The 17,797-nt window shown below is 72.1% G+C and carries 17 protein-coding genes and 2 pseudogenes; 9 read left to right on the top strand and 10 right to left on the bottom strand.

Annotated elements, in window-relative coordinates; translation table 11 throughout:
• Positions 1-83 precede the first annotated feature (83 nt).
• Positions 84-1,727 (top strand): DNA repair helicase XPB, encoded by a 1,644-nt coding sequence (locus tag ACIQK6_RS19190; RefSeq protein ID WP_329100731.1) that lies wholly within the window; start codon positions 84-86, stop codon positions 1,725-1,727.
• Here ACIQK6_RS19190 and ACIQK6_RS19185 read toward each other — a convergent pair.
• Both ACIQK6_RS19185 and ACIQK6_RS19180 read right to left on the bottom strand, forming a co-directional pair.
• Positions 1,685-2,452 (bottom strand): glycosyltransferase 87 family protein, encoded by a 768-nt coding sequence (locus tag ACIQK6_RS19185; protein ID WP_329100729.1) that lies wholly within the window; start codon positions 2,450-2,452, stop codon positions 1,685-1,687. The two genes, ACIQK6_RS19190 and ACIQK6_RS19185, sit on opposite strands and share 43 nt — an antisense overlap.
• A gap of 47 nt (positions 2,453-2,499) precedes the next feature.
• On the bottom strand, positions 2,500-2,679 hold the full coding sequence (locus ACIQK6_RS19180) for a hypothetical protein (protein ID WP_402695128.1): 180 nt from the start codon (positions 2,677-2,679) through the stop codon (positions 2,500-2,502).
• A 224-nt stretch (positions 2,680-2,903) separates the two neighbouring features.
• Here ACIQK6_RS19180 and ACIQK6_RS19175 point away from each other — a divergent pair, with 224 nt between their 5' ends.
• Positions 2,904-3,545 carry a hypothetical protein gene (locus ACIQK6_RS19175; RefSeq protein ID WP_402695127.1) on the top strand — a complete coding sequence of 214 codons (642 nt, stop codon included), beginning with the start codon at positions 2,904-2,906 and terminating at the stop codon, positions 3,543-3,545.
• A 183-nt stretch (positions 3,546-3,728) separates the two neighbouring features.
• Positions 3,729-5,810, top strand: a complete 2,082-nt coding sequence (locus tag ACIQK6_RS19170) for a HelD family protein (RefSeq protein ID WP_402695126.1) — start codon at positions 3,729-3,731, stop codon at positions 5,808-5,810.
• 184 nt (positions 5,811-5,994) lie between these two features.
• Here the strand turns inward: ACIQK6_RS19170 and ACIQK6_RS19165 are convergent, their stop codons facing one another.
• Positions 5,995-6,681, bottom strand: a complete 687-nt coding sequence (locus ACIQK6_RS19165) for a copper homeostasis protein CutC (RefSeq protein WP_329100721.1) — start codon at positions 6,679-6,681, stop codon at positions 5,995-5,997.
• Between the two features lie 156 nt (positions 6,682-6,837).
• On the opposite strand from ACIQK6_RS19165, the gene ACIQK6_RS19160 reads away from it, so the two are divergent.
• Both ACIQK6_RS19160 and ACIQK6_RS19155 read left to right on the top strand, forming a co-directional pair.
• Positions 6,838-7,518: a hypothetical protein gene (locus ACIQK6_RS19160; RefSeq protein WP_329100720.1), complete on the top strand. Its 681-nt coding sequence runs from the start codon at positions 6,838-6,840 to the stop codon at positions 7,516-7,518.
• 54 nt (positions 7,519-7,572) lie between these two features.
• On the top strand, positions 7,573-8,787 hold the full coding sequence (locus tag ACIQK6_RS19155) for a Cmx/CmrA family chloramphenicol efflux MFS transporter (RefSeq protein ID WP_329107822.1): 1,215 nt from the start codon (positions 7,573-7,575) through the stop codon (positions 8,785-8,787).
• Between the two features lie 9 nt (positions 8,788-8,796).
• On the opposite strand, the pseudogene ACIQK6_RS19150 reads toward ACIQK6_RS19155, so the two are convergent.
• Together ACIQK6_RS19150 and ACIQK6_RS19145 are read right to left on the bottom strand one after the other, a co-directional pair.
• Positions 8,797-9,670: pseudogene (locus ACIQK6_RS19150) on the bottom strand (hypothetical protein).
• 127 nt (positions 9,671-9,797) lie between these two features.
• Positions 9,798-10,427: pseudogene (locus ACIQK6_RS19145) on the bottom strand (helix-turn-helix domain-containing protein); the annotation flags it as partial.
• Between the two features lie 630 nt (positions 10,428-11,057).
• On the opposite strand from ACIQK6_RS19145, the gene ACIQK6_RS19140 reads away from it, so the two are divergent.
• Complete coding sequence (locus ACIQK6_RS19140) at positions 11,058-11,405, top strand: VOC family protein (protein ID WP_329100716.1); 348 nt, start codon at positions 11,058-11,060, stop codon at positions 11,403-11,405.
• Positions 11,406-11,583: 178 nt separating this feature from the next.
• Here the strand turns inward: ACIQK6_RS19140 and ACIQK6_RS19135 are convergent, their stop codons facing one another.
• Together ACIQK6_RS19135 and ACIQK6_RS19130 are read right to left on the bottom strand one after the other, a co-directional pair.
• Entirely contained in the window at positions 11,584-12,477 is an 894-nt protein-coding gene (locus ACIQK6_RS19135; RefSeq protein ID WP_402695125.1) for a hypothetical protein, read from the bottom strand.
• On the bottom strand, positions 12,455-12,739 hold the full coding sequence (locus ACIQK6_RS19130) for a hypothetical protein (protein WP_402695124.1): 285 nt from the start codon (positions 12,737-12,739) through the stop codon (positions 12,455-12,457). The genes ACIQK6_RS19135 and ACIQK6_RS19130 overlap by 23 nt, the downstream gene beginning before the upstream one ends.
• 155 nt (positions 12,740-12,894) lie before the next feature.
• On the opposite strand from ACIQK6_RS19130, the gene ACIQK6_RS19125 reads away from it, so the two are divergent.
• Positions 12,895-14,136 carry a serine hydrolase domain-containing protein gene (locus tag ACIQK6_RS19125; protein ID WP_329100712.1) on the top strand — a complete coding sequence of 414 codons (1,242 nt, stop codon included), beginning with the start codon at positions 12,895-12,897 and terminating at the stop codon, positions 14,134-14,136.
• Between the two features lie 156 nt (positions 14,137-14,292).
• Here the strand turns inward: ACIQK6_RS19125 and ACIQK6_RS19120 are convergent, their stop codons facing one another.
• On the bottom strand, positions 14,293-14,784 hold the full coding sequence (locus ACIQK6_RS19120) for a MarR family transcriptional regulator (RefSeq protein ID WP_329100710.1): 492 nt from the start codon (positions 14,782-14,784) through the stop codon (positions 14,293-14,295).
• Between the two features lie 68 nt (positions 14,785-14,852).
• Between ACIQK6_RS19120 and ACIQK6_RS19115 the strand changes: the two genes are divergently transcribed.
• Complete coding sequence (locus ACIQK6_RS19115) at positions 14,853-15,806, top strand: zinc-binding alcohol dehydrogenase family protein (protein WP_329100707.1); 954 nt, start codon at positions 14,853-14,855, stop codon at positions 15,804-15,806.
• A 115-nt stretch (positions 15,807-15,921) separates the two neighbouring features.
• Here ACIQK6_RS19115 and ACIQK6_RS19110 read toward each other — a convergent pair whose 3' ends face one another.
• Together ACIQK6_RS19110 and ACIQK6_RS19105 are read right to left on the bottom strand one after the other, a co-directional pair.
• A complete protein-coding gene (locus ACIQK6_RS19110) occupies positions 15,922-16,191 on the bottom strand; it encodes a DUF4031 domain-containing protein (RefSeq protein ID WP_030387344.1) in 270 nt (89 codons plus the stop codon).
• Positions 16,192-16,198: 7 nt separating this feature from the next.
• Entirely contained in the window at positions 16,199-16,573 is a 375-nt protein-coding gene (locus ACIQK6_RS19105) for a hypothetical protein (protein ID WP_329100703.1), read from the bottom strand.
• Between the two features lie 241 nt (positions 16,574-16,814).
• Here ACIQK6_RS19105 and ACIQK6_RS19100 point away from each other — a divergent pair, with 241 nt between their 5' ends.
• Positions 16,815-17,717: a MurR/RpiR family transcriptional regulator gene (locus ACIQK6_RS19100; RefSeq protein WP_329107820.1), complete on the top strand. Its 903-nt coding sequence runs from the start codon at positions 16,815-16,817 to the stop codon at positions 17,715-17,717.
• Positions 17,718-17,797 lie beyond the last annotated feature (80 nt).

Here is a 17,797-nt window from a genome sequence, read left to right as displayed (position 1 = left end):
CGCCCCGCCGAAGCGCCGTGTTCCCAGCCTCCGCGCCGTACGGCACACTGGAGGTTTGACCTGAATGAAACGGGGCGCCGCGCGTGAATGGTCCACTCATCGTCCAGAGCGACAAGACCCTCCTCCTCGAAGTCGACCACGAGCTCGCCGGAGCCGCCCGGCGTGCCATCGCGCCCTTCGCCGAGCTGGAGCGGGCACCCGAGCACATCCACACCTACCGGATCACCCCGCTCGGCCTGTGGAACGCCCGGGCCGCCGGCCATGACGCCGAGCAGGTCGTCGACGCGCTCGTCGAGTTCTCCCGCTACCCCGTCCCGCACGCGCTCCTCGTCGACGTCGCCGAGACCATGGCGCGCTACGGCCGCCTGACCCTCAGCAAGCACCCCGTCCACGGGCTGGTGCTGACCAGCACCGACCGGCCGGTGCTGGAGGAGATCCTGCGGTCCAAGAAGGTCGCCCCGCTCGTCGGCGCGCGGCTCGACGCCGACACGGTCGCCGTGCACCCCTCCGAGCGCGGGCAGATCAAGCAGACGCTGCTCAAGCTCGGATGGCCCGCCGAGGACCTCGCCGGCTACGTGGACGGCGAGGCGCACCCGATCGACCTGGCCGAGGACGGCTGGGCGCTGCGGCCGTACCAGCAGCAGGCCGTCGAGGGCTTCTGGCACGGCGGCTCCGGTGTGGTCGTCCTGCCCTGCGGCGCCGGCAAGACGCTGGTCGGCGCCGGGGCCATGGCGATGGCCAAGGCGACGACGCTGATCCTGGTGACGAACACCGTCTCGGCCCGCCAGTGGAAGCACGAGCTGGTCAAGCGGACCTCGCTGACGGAGGACGAGATCGGCGAGTACTCCGGCACCCGCAAGGAGATCCGGCCCGTCACCATCGCCACCTACCAGGTCCTGACGACGAAGCGGAAGGGCATCTACCCGCACCTGGAGCTCTTCGACTCCCGGGACTGGGGCCTGATCGTCTACGACGAGGTGCACCTGCTGCCCGCGCCGGTCTTCAAGTTCACCGCCGACCTGCAGGCGCGGCGCCGACTCGGCCTGACCGCGACGCTGGTGCGCGAGGACGGGCGGGAGTCGGACGTCTTCTCCCTCATCGGGCCGAAGCGGTTCGACGCCCCGTGGAAGGAGATCGAGGCGCAGGGCTACATCGCGCCCGCCGACTGCGTGGAGGTCCGGGTCAACCTGACGGAATCGGAGCGGCTCGCGTACGCGACGGCCGAGACGGAGGAGAAGTACCGCTTCTGCGCGACGACGGCGACGAAGCGCAAGGTCACCGAGGCCCTGGTGGCCAAGCACCGCGGCGAACAGACCCTCGTCATCGGGCAGTACATCGACCAGCTCGACGAGCTGGGCGAGCACCTGGACGCCCCCGTCATCAAGGGCGAGACCTCCAACGCGCAGCGCGAGAAGCTCTTCAACGCCTTCCGCGAGGGCGAGATCAACGTGCTGGTCGTCTCGAAGGTCGCGAACTTCTCCATCGACCTGCCGGAGGCCACCGTCGCCATCCAGGTGTCGGGCACCTTCGGCTCCCGCCAGGAGGAGGCCCAGCGCCTGGGCCGCGTGCTGCGTCCGAAGGCGGACGGCCACGAGGCGCGGTTCTACTCGGTCGTCGCGCGCGACACGATCGACCAGGACTTCGCGGCGCACCGCCAGCGGTTCCTGGCCGAGCAGGGGTACGCCTACCGGATCATGGACGCCGACGAGTTGCTGGCGAGCGACTGACTCCGGCACGCGCGGGCGGTCAGGACGGCCAGTAAGGGAGCGCACCAGACCCACAGCGGCGGCCAGTCCAGTACGAGGGCCCCGGCCGCGTCGGCCAGGTGCCGGGTCCAGAACTCGGCTGAGGCCTCCGGCAGGACCAGCAGCCCGAGCAGGGCGGTCCCGGCCGAGGCCGCCAGCGCGGTGAGCCCGGCGCGGACGCGGCGGGTCAGCAGGAGGTAGGCGGCGATGGCCGCCGGGGCGAGGGTGATCCCGGCGGCGACGCCCAGCGCGAAGCCCTTGCCCAGCGCGGAGCGCGGCCGGCCGAGGTCCCACAGGACCAGGCAGGCGAGGGCCAGGTTGATCAGCCCGGCCAACGGTGCCTGGAACAGCGGCTGCAGCCACAGCCCGGCAATGGTGGCGGCCAGCACGGGCCCGGGCCGGGACCGGAGTCCCGCGAGCCGGCAGGACAGGGTGATCAGCAGGGCGAGCAAGCCGGCGTTGCCGAGGACGAGGACGGCCTTCAGCACGCTGCTCGGCAACCACGCTGCGGGCGTGAACACGATCGCCGCGAACGGCGGATACGTGGCGGACGGCCCCCACTCGGCGGCGGAGAACCCCTGGACGAGGGCGTCGGCCACCGGAATGCGCAGGGCGATGCAGAGCACGCCGAGCAGCAGCAGCGAACCGGTCAGCAGCACACCGGCGAGAGACGACGGTGAGCGGCTGGGAACGGGACTGCGGGTCACCCGCGTGACCCTAGTGGATCAGTGCAGGTGCTGGGCGGGGCCCGAGGTCAATGGCGTATGACGCCCGCGTCCTCGGAGTAGTCACCGAGCACGACGACGCTCACGGCGGTCACCGCGAAGATCTTGACGGCGCGCAGCATGCCGCCGAGACCGTTGCGCGGAAGGGAGTCGGAGTCGGCGCCGCGAGGACGGCTGCCCTGGATCGAGGTGAAGGTTGCGGGGCTCATGGATCCATGGTGCGTTTTCGAGCCGTCCCGCACATCGCTCCCGGGAGGGAACCTCACGGGCCCCCGGGTCCTCCTCCCGTCGCATGCGCACCCCTAGGGGTGGATACCAAGGTCTGACACTCCGCAGTACGACGCCCGGTACCCGTCCGGATGCACGGGGGCCGGTCGGGACGGACCCTGGGAAGGTCCGCGGTACCGGCGACCACCCCATGGGAGTGATCCGCATGACCCACCGTTCCCGGACGCGGCGCCTCGCGCTGCTCTCCGCATCGGCAACCCTGGTCACGGGCGGGCTGCTGCCGTCCGCCGCCGCGTTCGCCGCCCCGGCACACGCCGCCGCGGCCACTGCCGCCGCCGCTGCCGCCCCCACGCCATCGCCCACGTCCACGTCCACCCAGCCCGCCCGGAGTTCGGTGAAGACCACCGATCCCCCCAGCGGCATCACGGCCCAGCTCCCCGGAAAGGCCAAGGTCCGCATGGGTGCCATCCCCATGGAGGGCGATTCCGTCGACGCCCGCGTGTACGGGGTGGAGACCCCGGACGGCGCCACCGGCTTCGCCGTCTACGACATGCCGGGCGACCGGATCCCGCTGGAGGACGCCCTCAAGGGCTTCGTCGACGCGTACGGCCTGACCGGCGGCGGCACCCTGACCACGGAAAACGTCCGCAAGACGACGGTGGACGGCCGCCCCGCCCTCGACGCGAGCCTCACCGGCGAGGGCCCCGACGGCGCCGCGGTCGGCTCCATCCGCTTCATCTCCGACGACGACCATCTCGTCATGGCCCTGACCTACGGTCCCGAGGCGCAGGAGAAGGACCTGGACGCAATGCACCAGCAGCTCCTCAACACCCTCCAGATCCCGTGATCCGCTGATGATCCGTTGATCCGTTGATCCGATCCCCGGCTCCTGATATTCGTTCGCGCCGCACCGCACCGGTGGCTAGAATCTCCGCTCTTGCCGCCTCCCGCCGCCTCATCGGGGAGAGCCGCCCTCCGGCCGGAAACCGGCGGGCCATCTGTTCCGCATCCAGCAGCTGGAGGCAGTTCCGTGCCCGCGCACGCCCCCGAGACCACACACGACGATCCGACCGCGCCCACCGACCCGCTGGGTCGCGAGCGGGCCCACCTCGCCGCCTCGCGTTCCGCCCTGCGCGCCATGCGCGAGGACGTCGAGTCCCTCGACATCCGCGACGTCACCGCGAACTGGGTCAACGCGATCGTCCTCCAGGCCCAGATCGACGACCGCATCAAAGCCCTCGCCGACCTTGCCCACACCCCGCTGTTCTTCGGCCGCCTCAACTACCTGCACGCACCCGGCACGGAGCTCACCGAGGGCGCGGAGGGCGAGCAGTTCTACATCGGCCGCCGCCACGTCCACGACGCCCACGGCAACCCGATGGTCATCGACTGGCGCGCGCCCGTCTCCCAGCCGTTCTACCGCGCCTCCAAGACCGACCCGCAGGACATCGCGCTGCGCAGGCGCTTCGGGTACACCGGCGGCGAGCTGACGGCGTACGAGGACGAGCACCTGTCCGACCCCGGCGAGGCGACCGCGGTCAGCAAACTGCTCCAGCAGGAGATCGAGCGCCCGCGCGTGGGCCCGATGCGGGACATCGTCGCGACGATCCAGCCCGAGCAGGACGAGATCGTCCGCTCCGGCCTGACCGGTTCCGTCTGCGTGCAGGGCGGCCCCGGCACCGGCAAGACCGCCGTCGGCCTGCACCGGGTCGCGTACCTGCTCTACGCGCACCGCGACCGCCTCGCCCGCACGGGCACGCTCGTCATCGGACCGAACCGTTCCTTCCTGCACTACATCGAGCAGGTCCTGCCGGCCCTGGGCGAGCTGGAGGTCAAGCAGGCCACCGTCGACGACCTCGTCGCCCGCCCCGGGCTGGAGGTGCGCGCCACGGACGCCGCCGAAACCGCCGTGGTCAAGGGCGACGCCCGCATGGCGGAGGTACTGGGCCGTGCCGTCCGCTCGCACGTGACGCGCCCCGCGGAGCCGCTGATGGTGGTCCGCGGCTCGCGCCGCTGGCGGGTGCCCGCGCACGAGCTGGCGGAGATGGTCGAGGAGCTGCAGCAGCGCACCATCCGCTACGGCGCGGCCCGGGAGGCCCTGCCGCAGCGCATCGCGCACGCGGTGCTCGTACGGATGGAGCAGGCGGGCGAGGCCCCGGACGACCGGGTGCAGGACGCGGTGGCCCGCAACGCGGCGGTGAAGGCGGCGGTCAAGGAGATCTGGCCGGCCGTCGAACCGGCGAAGCTGGTCCTGCGCCTGCTGTCCGACCCCGAGTTCCTCGCCCTGCACGCGGCGGACCTGCTCACCGAGAACGAGCAGAAGCTCCTGCTGTGGACGAAGCCGTTCCGGAGCGTGAAGTCGGCGAAGTGGTCGGCGGCGGACCTGGTCCTGATCGACGAGGCGGCCGACCTGGTGGAACGGACGCATTCGCTGGGCCACGTGGTCCTCGACGAGGCCCAGGACCTGTCGCCGATGCAGTACCGGGCGGTGGGCCGGCGCTGCACCACGGGCTCGGCAACGATCCTCGGCGACCTCGCGCAGGGCACCACGCCGTGGGCCACGCGCAGCTGGGACGAGGCCCTCGCACACCTGGGCAAGCCGCAGGCGGTGCTGGAGGAACTGACGGCGGGCTTCCGCGTGCCGCGCGAGGTGATCGCCTACGCCTCCCGGTTGCTGCCGTCGATCTCCCCGGGCCTGGCCCCCGTCTCCTCCGTGCGCGAGGCGCCGGGATCGCTACGGGTCGAGGAGGCCCCGGACCTCACTGCGGCGGTGATCGCCGCCTGCCGTGACTCCTTGGCGCGCGAGGGCTCGATCGGCCTGATCGCGGCGGACGCGCGGATCCCGGTACTGGCCGAGGCCCTGCTGGCGGCGAGCCTGCCGTACTTGTCGCCCGGCGAGGAGACCACCGCCGAGTCGCGGCTGACCCTCGTCCCGGCGTCCCTGGCGAAGGGCCTGGAGTACGACTACGTGGTCCTGGACGAGCCCGCGGCGATCGTGGACGGCGAGCCGGACGAGCGGACGGGCCTGCGGCGCCTGTACGTCTGCCTCACCCGCGCGGTCTCGGGCCTGACGGCCCTCCACTCGGCCCCGCTCCCGAACGCCCTGGCCTAACGGCGGTCGGCGGGTGATGTGCGGCGCCGCTGCGCAAGCGCCCCGGGCGGCGCCCCCGGCATTTCAGCCCCGCCGGCGTTTGAGGCGCGGGGGTCCGGGGGCAGCACCCCCGGCAACGGCGGCGCACCCGACAACCGCACCCCCGGTCAGGAGAAGGCGGCGCACCCGACAACCGCACCCCCGGTCAGGAAAGGGCGGTGCGCCAGTCCGCGACGGCCGCCGCGGAGACCGGACCGCCCCACCCGGAGGGACGCGCCGCGCCACCGATGTGAAAGGCGTCGATCCCGCCCGCGCGCAGCACCGGCAGGTGTGCGAGCGTCAGCCCGCCGCCCACCAGGATCCGCGCCCCGTACCCCGGCTCGCCGCCCCGCGCCGCCTCCGCCAGCAGCACCGGCAGCCCGGCTTCCACCCCGGCCGCCGAGCCCGCCGTGAGGTACGTGTCCAGCCCCGGCAGATCGGCCAGCGCCTTGCGCAGTTGGTCCCGGTCCGCCGCGCGGTCGATCGCCCGGTGGAAGGTCCAGCGGCAGCCGTCCAGCTCCGCGACGACCGCCTCGACGGCGGCCAGGTCGGGGGCACCGTCGGCGTCCAGGAAGCCGAGGACGAACTCCTGCGCGCCCTCCGCCCGCAGTTCCCGTGCCGCCCGGGCCAAGACGGAGACGTCGCCGGCCGCGAACCCGTCCGTCTTGCGGAGCATCACGCGCAGCGGGATGTCGACCGCCGCCCTGATCGCCGCGAAGGTCTCGCGCGGCGGGGTGAGCCCGTCGGCGGCCATGTCGGTGACCAGTTCGAGTCGGTCCGCCCCACCGGCCTGGGCCGCGACCGCGTCCTCCACGTCGAGGGCGATCACCTCCAGGAGCGCACGGTTGCTCATTCGATCCCATCCTTCTTCGAAAAGCTCGGGAAACTCGGAAAACCAGGGAAACCAGGGAGCCCAGGGAAAACCCTAGGAGAGGTCTAGTCCAATATTCAGAATACGGGCCTCCACCCGCCCTTCACCAGCACAATCGCGCCACCCCACAATGTGCCCATGGACACAGGCACCCAGCGCAGCGACACCCACCCGGACACCGCCGACCTGCGCGCCCGCTGGCAGGCGACCGTCACCGCCGCCGGCGCCGCCGCCGACCGCGACCCCGCGCCCTACGCCGACCGCCTCCTGGCCGCCTGGGCGGAACCGCAGCGCCGCTACCACACCACCGCCCACCTGGCCGACGTACTCGCACGGATCGACGTACTGGCCCCGCACGCCGCCGATCCGGCCGCCGTCCAGCTCGCCGCCTGGTTCCACGACGCCGTCTACCGCCCCGACCGGTCCGAGAACGAGGAGCGCAGCGCCGCCCTCGCCGAGCGCGCCCTCCCCGAGCTGGGCATCGACCCCGCGCGCACCGCTGAGGTCGCCCGCCTCGTCCGGCTCACCGTCACCCACGACCCCGCCCCCGGCGACACGGACGGCGAGGCCCTCTGCGACGCCGACCTGGCCGTCCTGGCCGGGGAACCCGACGCGTACGCCGCGTACACGGCCGCCGTCCGCGCCGAGTACGGCTTCGTCCCGGACGACGCCTTCCGCACCGGCCGCGCCGCCGTCCTGCGCCAGCTGCTCGACCTGCCGCGGCTCTTCCGCACGCCCCACGGGGCCGCGCACTGGGAGGCCCCGGCCCGCACCAACCTGGCCGCGGAGCTCGCCGACCTCACCGACCAGGGAATTTGATCGCGTTCGCACGGGTTGGTGACAGTCATGCCCGCAGCAGCCGTACGCCCCCGCATGCCCGTCGCCGTCTACGTCCTCGGCCTGTCCGTCTTCGCGCTCGGCACCAGCGAATTCATGCTCTCCGGCCTGCTGCCACCGATCGCCGAGGACATGGGCGTCACCATCCCGCAGGCGGGCCTGCTCATATCCGCCTTCGCGATCGGCATGGTCATCGGCGCACCGCTGCTGGCCGTGGCCACCTTGCGGCTCCCCCGCCGCACCACCCTCATCGCCCTCATCAGCCTCTTCGGCCTCGGGCAAGTCGCCGGGGCGCTGGCTCCCACGTACGAGCTCCTCTTCGCCTCCCGCGTGGTCTCCGCGTTCGCCTGCGCCGGCTTCTGGGCCGTGGGCGCGGCCGTCGCCATCGCCATGGTCGACATGGACCAGCGGGCCCGCGCGATGGCCGTCATGATCGGCGGCCTGTCGATCGCCAACGTCCTCGGCGTCCCCGCCGGCGCCTTCCTCGGCGAGCACCTGGGCTGGCGCTCCGCGTTCTGGTCGGTCGCCGCCGCCTCCGCGATCGCCCTCGTCGGCATCCTGGCGCTGATCCCGAAGATCCCGCTGCCCGCCGAGAAGCCGTCGCTCGGGCGCGAGCTGCGCATCTACCGCGACCGCCAGGTGTGGCTCTCCATCGGCATCACCGCGCTGGCCGCGGGCGGCGTCTTCTGCGCCTTCAGCTACTTCTCGCCGCTGCTCACGGACGTGGCCGGGCTGGACTCGCGATGGGTCCCGTGGATCCTCGGCCTCTTCGGCATCGGCGCGCTGGCCGGCACCACCGTCGGCGGCCGGGTCGCCGACGCGCACCTGTTCGGCGTGATGATCTGGGGCATCACCGCCTCGACCGTCTTCCTCGTCGCGCTCGCCCTGCTGGCCTCCGCCGCCGCCGCGGCGGTCGCCCTGGCCTTCCTGCTCGGCTTCTCGGCCTTCTTCACCGCCCCGGCGCTCAACGCCCGCATGTTCAACGTGGCCGGCGCCGCCCCGACCCTGGCCGGCGCCACCACCACCGCCGCCTTCAACCTCGGCAACACCGGCGGCCCCTGGCTCGGCGGCACCGTCATCGACGCCGGCCTGGGTTTCGCCGCCACCGCCTGGGCGGGCGCCGCCATGACCGTCACCGCGATCGCCCTCACCGCGGCCGCCCTGCGCCTGGACCGCCGTACGCCGCCGCGCGCCACCCGCGTGATCACCGGCAGCAGCGCCCCCGCCACCCCGGCGCCCACCCACGCCTGACGCCGCCCGCTACCCGTCCCCGAAGATCGCATCGGCGGAGGCCGCGGTGACGGCACGCCGGAGCCAGCGGCTCAGGGTCTCGGCGTCACCGCAGCCGGTGATCCGCTCACGGACCGCCTCGGGGACCTCGATGCTCCGTTCCGCGAGAACAGCCAGGACGTCCTCGGCCGCCCGACGCGCCTCGCCCTCGGCCCGGCCCTCGTCTCGGAGTTCCTCGGAGAGGGACGACTTGTAGAAAGAGAGGTCCACGGCCACCAGCTTCCTCCAGAGTGCTGCGGATGGGTGCTTACCCATGCCTTGTGCGACGAATTCGACGATCGGGTTGGCGAGGGCTGCGGGTGTGTCCCGCAGGACGTTGGTCATCGCTTTGAGTATGGCTCCGATGTCCGGATTCGTGGCGTGGGTGATCGCGGCCAGAGTGGCCAGCGCCAGGTCCTTCCGGACTTCGGCGGGACTGGTGATCAGGGGCATGTTGTGCGGCCCCGCCACCAGCGGGCACAGGGTGAGCAGGGGCCACTGCGGAGGCCCGAAGCGGACCGGGCGGGCGGCCCATTCCGCGGTCGAGCGGTCCTGGCAGACGACCAGCAGCATCGGCTGCAGCCGGTACTTCGTGAGGAGGTAGGAGGCGTAGTACGCCCAACTGGCGGGCTTGTCCGGGTCCTTCTTGCCTTGGGCCTCGACGGCGAGGAGGAAGGACCCGTCGCGCTCCGTGTCGAACCGCAGCAGGGTGTCGACGCGGCGTTCCAAGGGCTGGGTCTCGGTGAGGTCGTTGGGCAGGACGGTGAACGACGTGGGTGGGGCGAAGTCGACGCCGAGCACGGGAGAAGAGCTCCGGGTGTTCCTGGAAGATGCGGTGCATCGCCTCGTGGGGCGAACTGACCATCGGGGTTCCTGTGGGAGTGGCGAGGTGGGAAGTGCCTCTGGGAAGTGCCTCTGGCAAATGCCACGAATGGGTCTTGCGGGGAGCGTAGGAAGCGATGCCGTGCGGAACGGGCCGATGCGGCGATGGTTCACCCGGAGGGGTGAACCCCGGGCGGTTCGGTCAGGCAGCCGCGGCAGCGGCCGGGGTCGGCCGCGCGGAAGGCGCGGTCGCAGAGGTCGCAGTTCTGGAGCGGGTGTCTGACGGGCGGAGGTGCTGCCGGGGCGCGGAACGGCGGCACGGGCGGGAGCTGCGCCGCGAGGCGGTGGGCCAGGAGGGCGGCCGGGCGGCGCAGGGGCTCCGTCGGCAGGTCGGTGGTCAGGGCGTGGTGAACGGCGCTCGGGGACAGGTCGCGCTCCAGCCAGGCCGCGACCCCGGGGGCGAGGTGCTCGACCTCGGTGGCGGAGAGCAGGATGCGGGGATCTGCGCGGCGCAGGCCCACGAGGACCTCGATGGCGGCCCGGAGGAGGTCAGGGGCAGGGTAGGCGGGCTGCGGAACCGCGGGCAGGGCGCGGCGCGGCGGCTCGCCCTCCCGGCGGGCGGGGCGCCGGGGCTCCGGTCGCGGCTCGTCCGGGGCGCCGGTCCGGCCCGGCTGGTTGCAGGAGACCGTGCGGGTGACGACGCGGCCGCTGCTGGTGCGTTCGCAGGTGCGGCGCAGATAGCCGTGGGCCTCCAGTTCGCGCAGGGCGGCGGCGATCCGGGTCTTCCCCTCGGGGAAGCGGCCGGGTTCGCCGGGAGGGGTGGTTTTCCCCGTCGTTCCGGGACTGGGCGTGCAGGCGCGCGCTAGTGTTCTGGGTATCCATCAGGAAGGGGTCTGTCTTCCTCGGTGGTCAGGCCCCCGCACTGGGATTGCAGTCCCGGCGGGGGCCGACGTGTGTCAGCGGTCATGTGGTGTGTCGCGCTGAGCGTAGATCAGGCAACCCTCCCCGAAGCCAGCCAAGTTGGCATCTTTCACCCAAGCGAGTGAGCGTGCGCCATGGGCGGGAGGGGTGGGGTTTGGTGTGGTGCTTTCCCTCTCGTGTCTTGAATCCTGGGATCGTCCCTCCCGCCGGAGTCCCACCGGGCGGACTCCGGTGAACGAGCGATGTCCGCAGGTCAGGTGGTGCGGCGGCGGCGGGACGGCTCCGGCCCGTACGGTCCGCCGGGGGACGGGACCGGGGTCGCCTCCTTCGGATCATGTCGGCCGAGCCCGCGGCGTCCGGCACCCCGGGCCACCCCGGGCCGCCGCGGGCCCGGCAGGACCGCAAGGGACGACACACCTGGGCCTGTTGCGAAAGTGTGTGCGGCGGCGGGTGTGCCGTAGTACTTGTGGAGGGTCCGATGGCGTGTCTGTTCTCACCTGGAGTCGTCGATGGCCGCTCGCCGTGTCGTGCCCAACATTCAGTCAGAGGCCATGCAGGAGAGCCGGGAGTTCTATGGTCTGCTGGGCTTCGAGGAGGTCATGAACCACGGCTGGATCATGACGCTCGCCTCCCCGTCGAGTCCGGCGGCGCAAGTCAGCCTTATGACCAGCGACAAGACCGCTCCCATCGCGCCCGACATGAGCGTCGAAGTGGACGACGTGGACGCGGCCTATGCGGCCGTGCGGGACAGCGGTGCGGAGATCGTCCACCCCTTGCAGGACGAGGAGTGGGGTGTCCGGCGGTTCTTCGTCCGCGACCCCAACGGCCGGGTGGTCAACGTGCTGGGCCACCGCTGAGGCCGCTCCCGCACGACCGGGAAAGGCGCTGGTCACAGCCACTCGTTGATGGCCCCGGCTCGATGCCTCTTGCGGCGATCGATCCCACACTCGACCGCATGCCGAGCCTTGTCGTCCTCCGGGTCGAACTTCGGTGGCCGGCCAGCCGGCTGGCCGGCCAGCCGGCCACCACGGGTGGTCAGGCCACCGCGCGAGCGTCCGGGCCGAGCTCCAGGGGGTGCGGACCCGGCTCCCACTCCGGCAGCCAGTCGGTGGCGAGCACCCCGGCGAGGGCTCCGCGGAACCATTCGCCGAAGCCGATCCCCGTGTCGTGCCAGTCCGCCCAGCCGCGCCGGAACGCCGACACCGTCCAACTGCCGTCGGCGTGCGGGACCAGGAACAGCCGGTCGCCCTCGATCGTGTGGCCGAAGGCCAGGACGCCGCCGGAGGTGGGCAGGACGGGATGGGGCACCGAGGGGGACGGCGCGCCCGGCGCGTTGCGCTCCCCGTACGCGCGCAGGCCGCGGGCGCCGAAGAAGTACAGGTAGTCGGAGATCATCGTGTCTCCGTAGGCGCTCGCCACGGCCACGTAGTCGGGCGGGAGGACGACCGACCAGTCGCGCGCCAGTGCCTCGATGACGAGTGCGTCCTCGCCCGCCGGACGGACCGGCTCCCCGAGCAGTTCCGGCAGGCTCCAGGAGGCCCGGACCGCGAGTGCGGCGGTACGTGCGGGGGTCGGAGCCGGGACGAGGGGTTCGCCGTTCAACTCCGTCTCCCCCTCCAGGTCCCACCACAGCTCCCCGTCACCGATCAGGTAGGGCGCGCAGCCGTCGGCCAGGCCGCCGTGGTCCAGTACGTCGGCCACCTCCGCGAGGTACGCCGCCAGCGAGGGCCACCCGTCCTCGAAGTGGGCGGTGTCGTCGTGGCAGGCCGTACCCAGCCGGCCCTGCTGCGGCCCCTCGCGCATGTCGATCACCTGCGCGGTCCCGTGGCTCTCGGCCCACGGGATCCACCGGGGGTGCCACCAGGGCTCGGCTCCCGGCTCGGAAGGCTCGCCGAGGTCCTCGTCGTCAGCGTCGATCTCGCTGCGCATCCCGCCAGTGCGCCACGATCTGCGCCACCGACTGCGGCGGCGGGCCCGGCAGGACGCTGCCCCAGCGCAGGAGGCCGTCGTGGCAAAGCAGCGAGTCGACCAGGTCGGCCGGGAAACGCAGGCCCATCTCCGCCTGCGCCGCCTCGACCGCGCCGGCGTCGGCGGGTCGTGCGAGGTTCTCGTACGAGGTCGGGGCGTGCTCGCGCAGCCAGCCGTCGATGCGGTCCCAGGACGAGCGGACCGGCGGCACGGGTGAGTTCATGGTGCCGATCATGTCGGACGCCACCGACAACGCCGCGACCGATCGCCGGTGGACGCCCGTTCCCGGTCGCCGCCCCGGATCCGGCTTCCTACGATGGGAAGGTCCGCTCGGGGAGCTGGGGACCGCTCGGGGACGTGCGTCAGAGGTGATCCTCCATGGGCCGGTACCGGACGCCCACCGTCTTGGCAGCCGCCTCCCTGCTGCTCACCGCGTTGTGCGCGGGCCAGGCCCCCGCGGCCGCCCCGCCGGGCCGGGTCGGCATCGACCCGGCGACCGCCGAGCAGCTCGACGACGCGATCACCGCGGCCATGCGCAAGGCCGACATCCCCGGGGTGGGCGTCGGCCTGTGGATCGACGGCGAGGACCCCTACGTGCGCGCCTTCGGCACCTCCGACAAGGCCACCGGCACCCCCATCAAGACCGACATGCACACGCGCATCGGCAGCGTCACCAAGACCTTCTCCGTCACCGGCGTCCTCCAACTCGTCGACGACGGGAAGGTACGGCTGGACGCGCCGATCTCGACGTACCTCGACGGCGTGCCCGGCGGCGAGAAGATCACCGTCCGGCAGCTCGCCGACATGCGCAGCGGCCTCTACAACTACACCGAGGACCCGCGCTGGACGGCCGTCTTCAAGGCCGACCCGCACCGCGCCTGGACCCCGCAGGAGCTGCTGGACATCGCCTTCCGGCACCCCGCGAACTTCCCGCCGGGCGCGCGCTGGGAGTACTCCAACACCAACACCGTGCTGCTCGGCCGGCTCGTCGAGAAGGTCAGCGGGCAGCCCCTGCACACCTACCTGGAGCAGCAGGTCTTCGAACCGGCCGGCCTGGATTCGACCTCGCTGCCGACCGGCGCGGAGATCGCGTCCCCGTACGTGCACGGCTACACGAACTTCACCCCGGACGGCGCGACCGTCGACGCCTCCACCTGGAACCCGTCCTGGGGCTGGGCGGCCGGCGCGATGATCTCCACCATGGACGACCTGCACTCCTGGGTCCCGACCCTGGTCACCGGGAAGCTTCCCGACGGTGACCGCCTGCTGGAACCGGCCACCCAGGCCCAGCGGCTGCGCATGCTGCCCACCGGGCACGCGGACGTGGGCTACGGACTCGGCATCGCCGAACTCGACGGCTGGATCGGCCACAACGGCGAGCTGCCCGGCTACGAGACCATCGCCGTCCGCCTCCCGCAGGCCCGCGCCACCATGGTGATCGTGGTGAACTCCGACGTCGACGGGAAGTTCGCCAGCCTGAGCTCCCTCATCGCCAACACCGTCACCAAGATCGCGACCCCGGACCACGTCTGGGAACTCCCGCCCGCGGCCCAGCCCAACACCGTCCCTGAGCCGACCTCGGCCCCGGCCCCCACCCCGGCCCCGACCCCGAGTTCCTGACGTGCAGCTTGATCTTCATCCTGTGCGGCGGGGGAACGCTTCAGAGGCTGTAAAAAATCTGCCCCGCGAGTCCATGTCATCGCCGCGCATGGGTGGTTCGAGGTCGCTGTCGCGCCATCCGCGAAGGAGCAGACGTTTCGGCTGTAGGCCGGCGGTTCAGGTGGTGGGCGGGGTGGTCGTGTTGCGGGTCTGCCCGATCAGGACAGTGGTGGCTCGTTCCAACAGTGCGCAGAGCGCGGCGTGTTCGGAGGGTGTGAACGCATCGGTGAGCGCCTGCTCAAGGACGTCCACTTCCCTGTAGGCGCGATCGAGGAGCGCCTGGCCCTCATCGCTCAAGGTCGCGATCTGCACTTTGGCGTGCACCGGGGAGCTTGCGCGGTGAATGAGTTCCTTGCCTTCCATATTGGTCAGCACACTGCCCATGCTCTGCTGGGTCACCCCGCAGGAGCGGGCCAGTTGGGCGCCGGACATGCCACCTTCGCGCGAGAGGGTCAGCAGCACGGTGTACTGCGTCATGGTCAGCCCGTAGGTGCGCAGCACCGCCTCGTGATGCGCCATCAGCGCCTGTTCGGACCTTCTGATCCGGGTACAGAGGGACTTCTCGACCGGGGGTTCCACCACGGGCTCCCACTCCACTAACAGGTTCATGGGTTGACTCAGGAACCTTACATACCTACTGTCTCGACTATAAGGATACTGAGTCAGCACAAGGGGTTGTGACTGTGAAGGTTGTGCTCTTCGACATCGAGGGCCGTTACTGCGCTGCTGAAGTGGATGAACCCGTGCCCGGTCCGGGCCAGGTGGCGATCAAGGTTGCCTACGCCGGGGTCCAGTGGGGGGACGTCATGGTTCGCGAGGGTCACTTCCCTTTGCAGCGGCCCTTCGTTCCCGGCTTCGAGGCATCCGGGCACATCGTGGGGGTCGGTGAGGGTGTGGACCCGGGCCGTGTCGGGGCGCCCGTCGCGGCGTTGACCACCGGAGGTGCGTACGCCGAGGTGGTCTTGGCGCCCGCTGCGCTCAGCCTGGAGGCCGGTGACCTGTCGCTGCGGACTGCCGCGGGCCTGGGTTGGGGCGCACCGACCGCCTATGACCTGATCAACACCATCGCGCGGGTTCGGCCTGGTGAGAGCGTGTTGATCCATGCCGCGGCCGGCTCGGTCGGCACGCTGGCCGCCCAGTTCGCCCGGCTGGCCGGGGCCGGCCGGATCGTCGGTGTTGCGGGTAGCCGCGCCAGGGCCGAATACGCGGCCGGATTCGGATACGACCGCATCGTATTGCGCGAGGACTTCCCGGCCGGGCTCGACGACGAACGCTTCGACGTGATCCTCGACCCGGTCGGCGGTGCCGCTCGCCGCGCCGCTCCGGAACAGTTGGCGGCTCATGGTCGACTCGTGGTCTTCGGCAACCTCGCGGGTTTCGAGCCCGTCCCGGCCGATGCGGGTGACCTGCTCATGCACGGCAGATCGCTCCTGACGTACAACAGCAACCTGCTCGGCCGCACCCATCCCGAGCGCCTCGCGGACAGTGCCCGCCGCGCCCTCGCTCTCGTTGCGGCCGGCACGGTACGGGTGGACATCACCGCCGAATACCCCCTCGCGGACGTGGCCACCGCCGTACGGCGGCTCGCCGAGGGTGCCACTCACGGCAAGAGCGTCTTGCGGATCGCCTGACGCCGGACCGAAAGCGAGATCGCCGGGGGCGGCTCCTGCGCTCCTGCCCTCGTGCGGAAAACGACTCCGCCGGCCGGGTCCGCCGGACAAGGTGCTCACGGGTGAGCACGGGCGCCTAAGCCGCCGGTCGGCCCTTCGGGCGGCGCAGGCCCGCCGCGGTGAGGCGGCGCACGAGTTCCTTGCTGCCGATCTCCACCGCGCCGGCGCCGACCGCGTCCGCGTACCGGTACGAGGGCACGTCGTAGTGGTCCCGCTCGAAGGCGCGCGGCGGGCAGCCGATGCCCGCCGCGAAGGCGTGCAGCTCCTCGTACGAGACGTCGCTGACCAGGTGCGACCACATGCGGCCGTGGCCCGGCCAGGTCGGCGGGTCGATGTAGACGGTCACCGGCGGCTCACCGGCGGCCGAAGACCGGGCCCAGGCCGCCGATCGCGGCCACCTTCACGCCCGCCTCCGAACACACCCAGTGCGGGTCGGGTCCCAGCTCCGGCTCCACGTCCAGCGCGTGCGGCTCACCGTGGTTGCAGACCGGGCACAGCGGCCATCGTCCGTACTTCTCCAGCAGCGAGTCCTTCACGTCCTGGGCTACGAGTCCGGCAAGGTAATCGACGCCCTCCGGCCACTGCTCCACCCACCACCGGCGGTGCGTGACCGAGTCCTCGACGAGGGAGACGACATCGGCATCGGCGACCTCGCCGGCGGCGAGGTCGGCGAGAACGAGGGCGCGGGCGACGTGCAGCGCCTGCTCCAGGGGGGTCGCGTGGTCCATGCGCCCATTGTGGACCCGCGAGGGCCCGGCGATGAAGGCCCTCTTTCCGCAGGCCCAATGGCGTATTGACCGGACCCGACCCTGAAAATAAATTTCAGAAGTGAGCCAGAATGCGAAAGAAACTGCCAGCCATCCGCCGGTCCCTGCCGGACGCCCCGCCGCAAGCCCTGCTGGACGCGCCACCGCAAGCCCTGCCGGAAGCGCCGTCCCGGCTCCCCCGCCCCACGCCCTCCGGGCCCGGATCCGCAGCCTCGGCCCCTCCATGACCCGCTCCATGCAGGCCGTCGCCGACGCCGTCGCCGCCGACCCCGCCGCGTGCGCCCGGCTCACCGTCTCCGCCCTCGCCGAACGCACGGGCACCAGCGAGGCCACCGTCGTCCGCACCGCCCGCCTCCTCGGCTATCCCGGCTACCGCGACCTGCGCCTCGCGCTCGCCGCCCTCGCCGCCCAGCAGGAGTCCGGCGCCGCCCCCGCCGTCACCGTCGACATAGCCGTCGACGACCCGCTCGCGGACGTCGTCGCCAAGCTGGCGCACGAGGAGGCGCAGACCCTCACCGACACCGCCGCCGCCCTCGACCTCACCCAGCTCGCCGCCGCCGTCACCGCGCTCGCCACCGCCCGCCGCATCGACATCTACGGCATCGGCGCCTCCGCCCTCGTCGGCCAGGACCTCGCCCAGAAGCTGCTGCGCATCGGCCTCCTCGCCCATGCCCACAGCGACCCCCACCTGGCCGTCACGGGCGCCGTCCAGCTCCGCCCCGGCGACGTCGCCGTCGCGATCACCCACTCCGGCAGCACCGGCGACGTGATCGAACCACTGCGCGTCGCCTTCGAGCGCGGGGCCACCACCCTCGCCCTCACCGGCCGCCCGAACAGCCCCGTCACCCACTACGCCGACCTCGTACTGGCCACCTCGGCCGCCCGCGAGACCCAGTTGCGCCCGGCCGCCATGTCCAGCCGGACCAGCCAGCTGCTCGTCGTCGACTGCCTCTTCGTCGGCGTCGCCCAGCAGACCTACGAAACCGCCGCGCCCGCCCTCGCCGCCTCCTACGAAGCCCTCGCCCACCGCCACAACGGCAAACCCGGCCCCGCCCCATCCAGCCCCGTCAGGGGGCACCTCCCAGCGGTAGCTGGGGGAGTTTGAGGCGCGGGGTCCGGGACGGAGCCCCGGTACTTCAGCCCAGCCCGCACACCACCCGCACCCGCCAGGGACCCGCACCCGTC

The organism is Streptomyces sp. NPDC091682, assembly GCF_044756625.1.
Lineage (GTDB): Bacteria > Actinomycetota > Actinomycetes > Streptomycetales > Streptomycetaceae > Streptomyces.
Note: the sequence above shows the minus strand (reverse complement) of the source record. Positions and strands in the feature narration are given on the sequence as shown.

Bases quoted from the DNA above. Each gene is read 5' to 3' on its own strand.
- ACIQK6_RS19180 (WP_402695128.1), bottom strand. From the start codon at position 2,679: ATGAGCCCCGCAACCTTCACCTCGATCCAGGGCAGCCGTCCTCGCGGC.
- ACIQK6_RS19175 (WP_402695127.1), top strand. From the start codon at position 2,904: ATGACCCACCGTTCCCGGACGCGGCGCCTCGCGCTGCTCTCCGCATCG.
- ACIQK6_RS19165 (WP_329100721.1), bottom strand. From the start codon at position 6,681: ATGAGCAACCGTGCGCTCCTGGAGGTGATCGCCCTCGACGTGGAGGAC.
- ACIQK6_RS19160 (WP_329100720.1), top strand. From the start codon at position 6,838: ATGGACACAGGCACCCAGCGCAGCGACACCCACCCGGACACCGCCGAC.
- ACIQK6_RS19155 (WP_329107822.1), top strand. From the start codon at position 7,573: ATGCCCGTCGCCGTCTACGTCCTCGGCCTGTCCGTCTTCGCGCTCGGC.
- ACIQK6_RS19140 (WP_329100716.1), top strand. From the start codon at position 11,058: ATGGCCGCTCGCCGTGTCGTGCCCAACATTCAGTCAGAGGCCATGCAG.
- ACIQK6_RS19135 (WP_402695125.1), bottom strand. From the start codon at position 12,477: ATGCGCAGCGAGATCGACGCTGACGACGAGGACCTCGGCGAGCCTTCC.
- ACIQK6_RS19130 (WP_402695124.1), bottom strand. From the start codon at position 12,739: ATGAACTCACCCGTGCCGCCGGTCCGCTCGTCCTGGGACCGCATCGAC.
- ACIQK6_RS19125 (WP_329100712.1), top strand. From the start codon at position 12,895: ATGGGCCGGTACCGGACGCCCACCGTCTTGGCAGCCGCCTCCCTGCTG.
- ACIQK6_RS19120 (WP_329100710.1), bottom strand. From the start codon at position 14,784: ATGAACCTGTTAGTGGAGTGGGAGCCCGTGGTGGAACCCCCGGTCGAG.
- ACIQK6_RS19105 (WP_329100703.1), bottom strand. From the start codon at position 16,573: ATGGACCACGCGACCCCCCTGGAGCAGGCGCTGCACGTCGCCCGCGCC.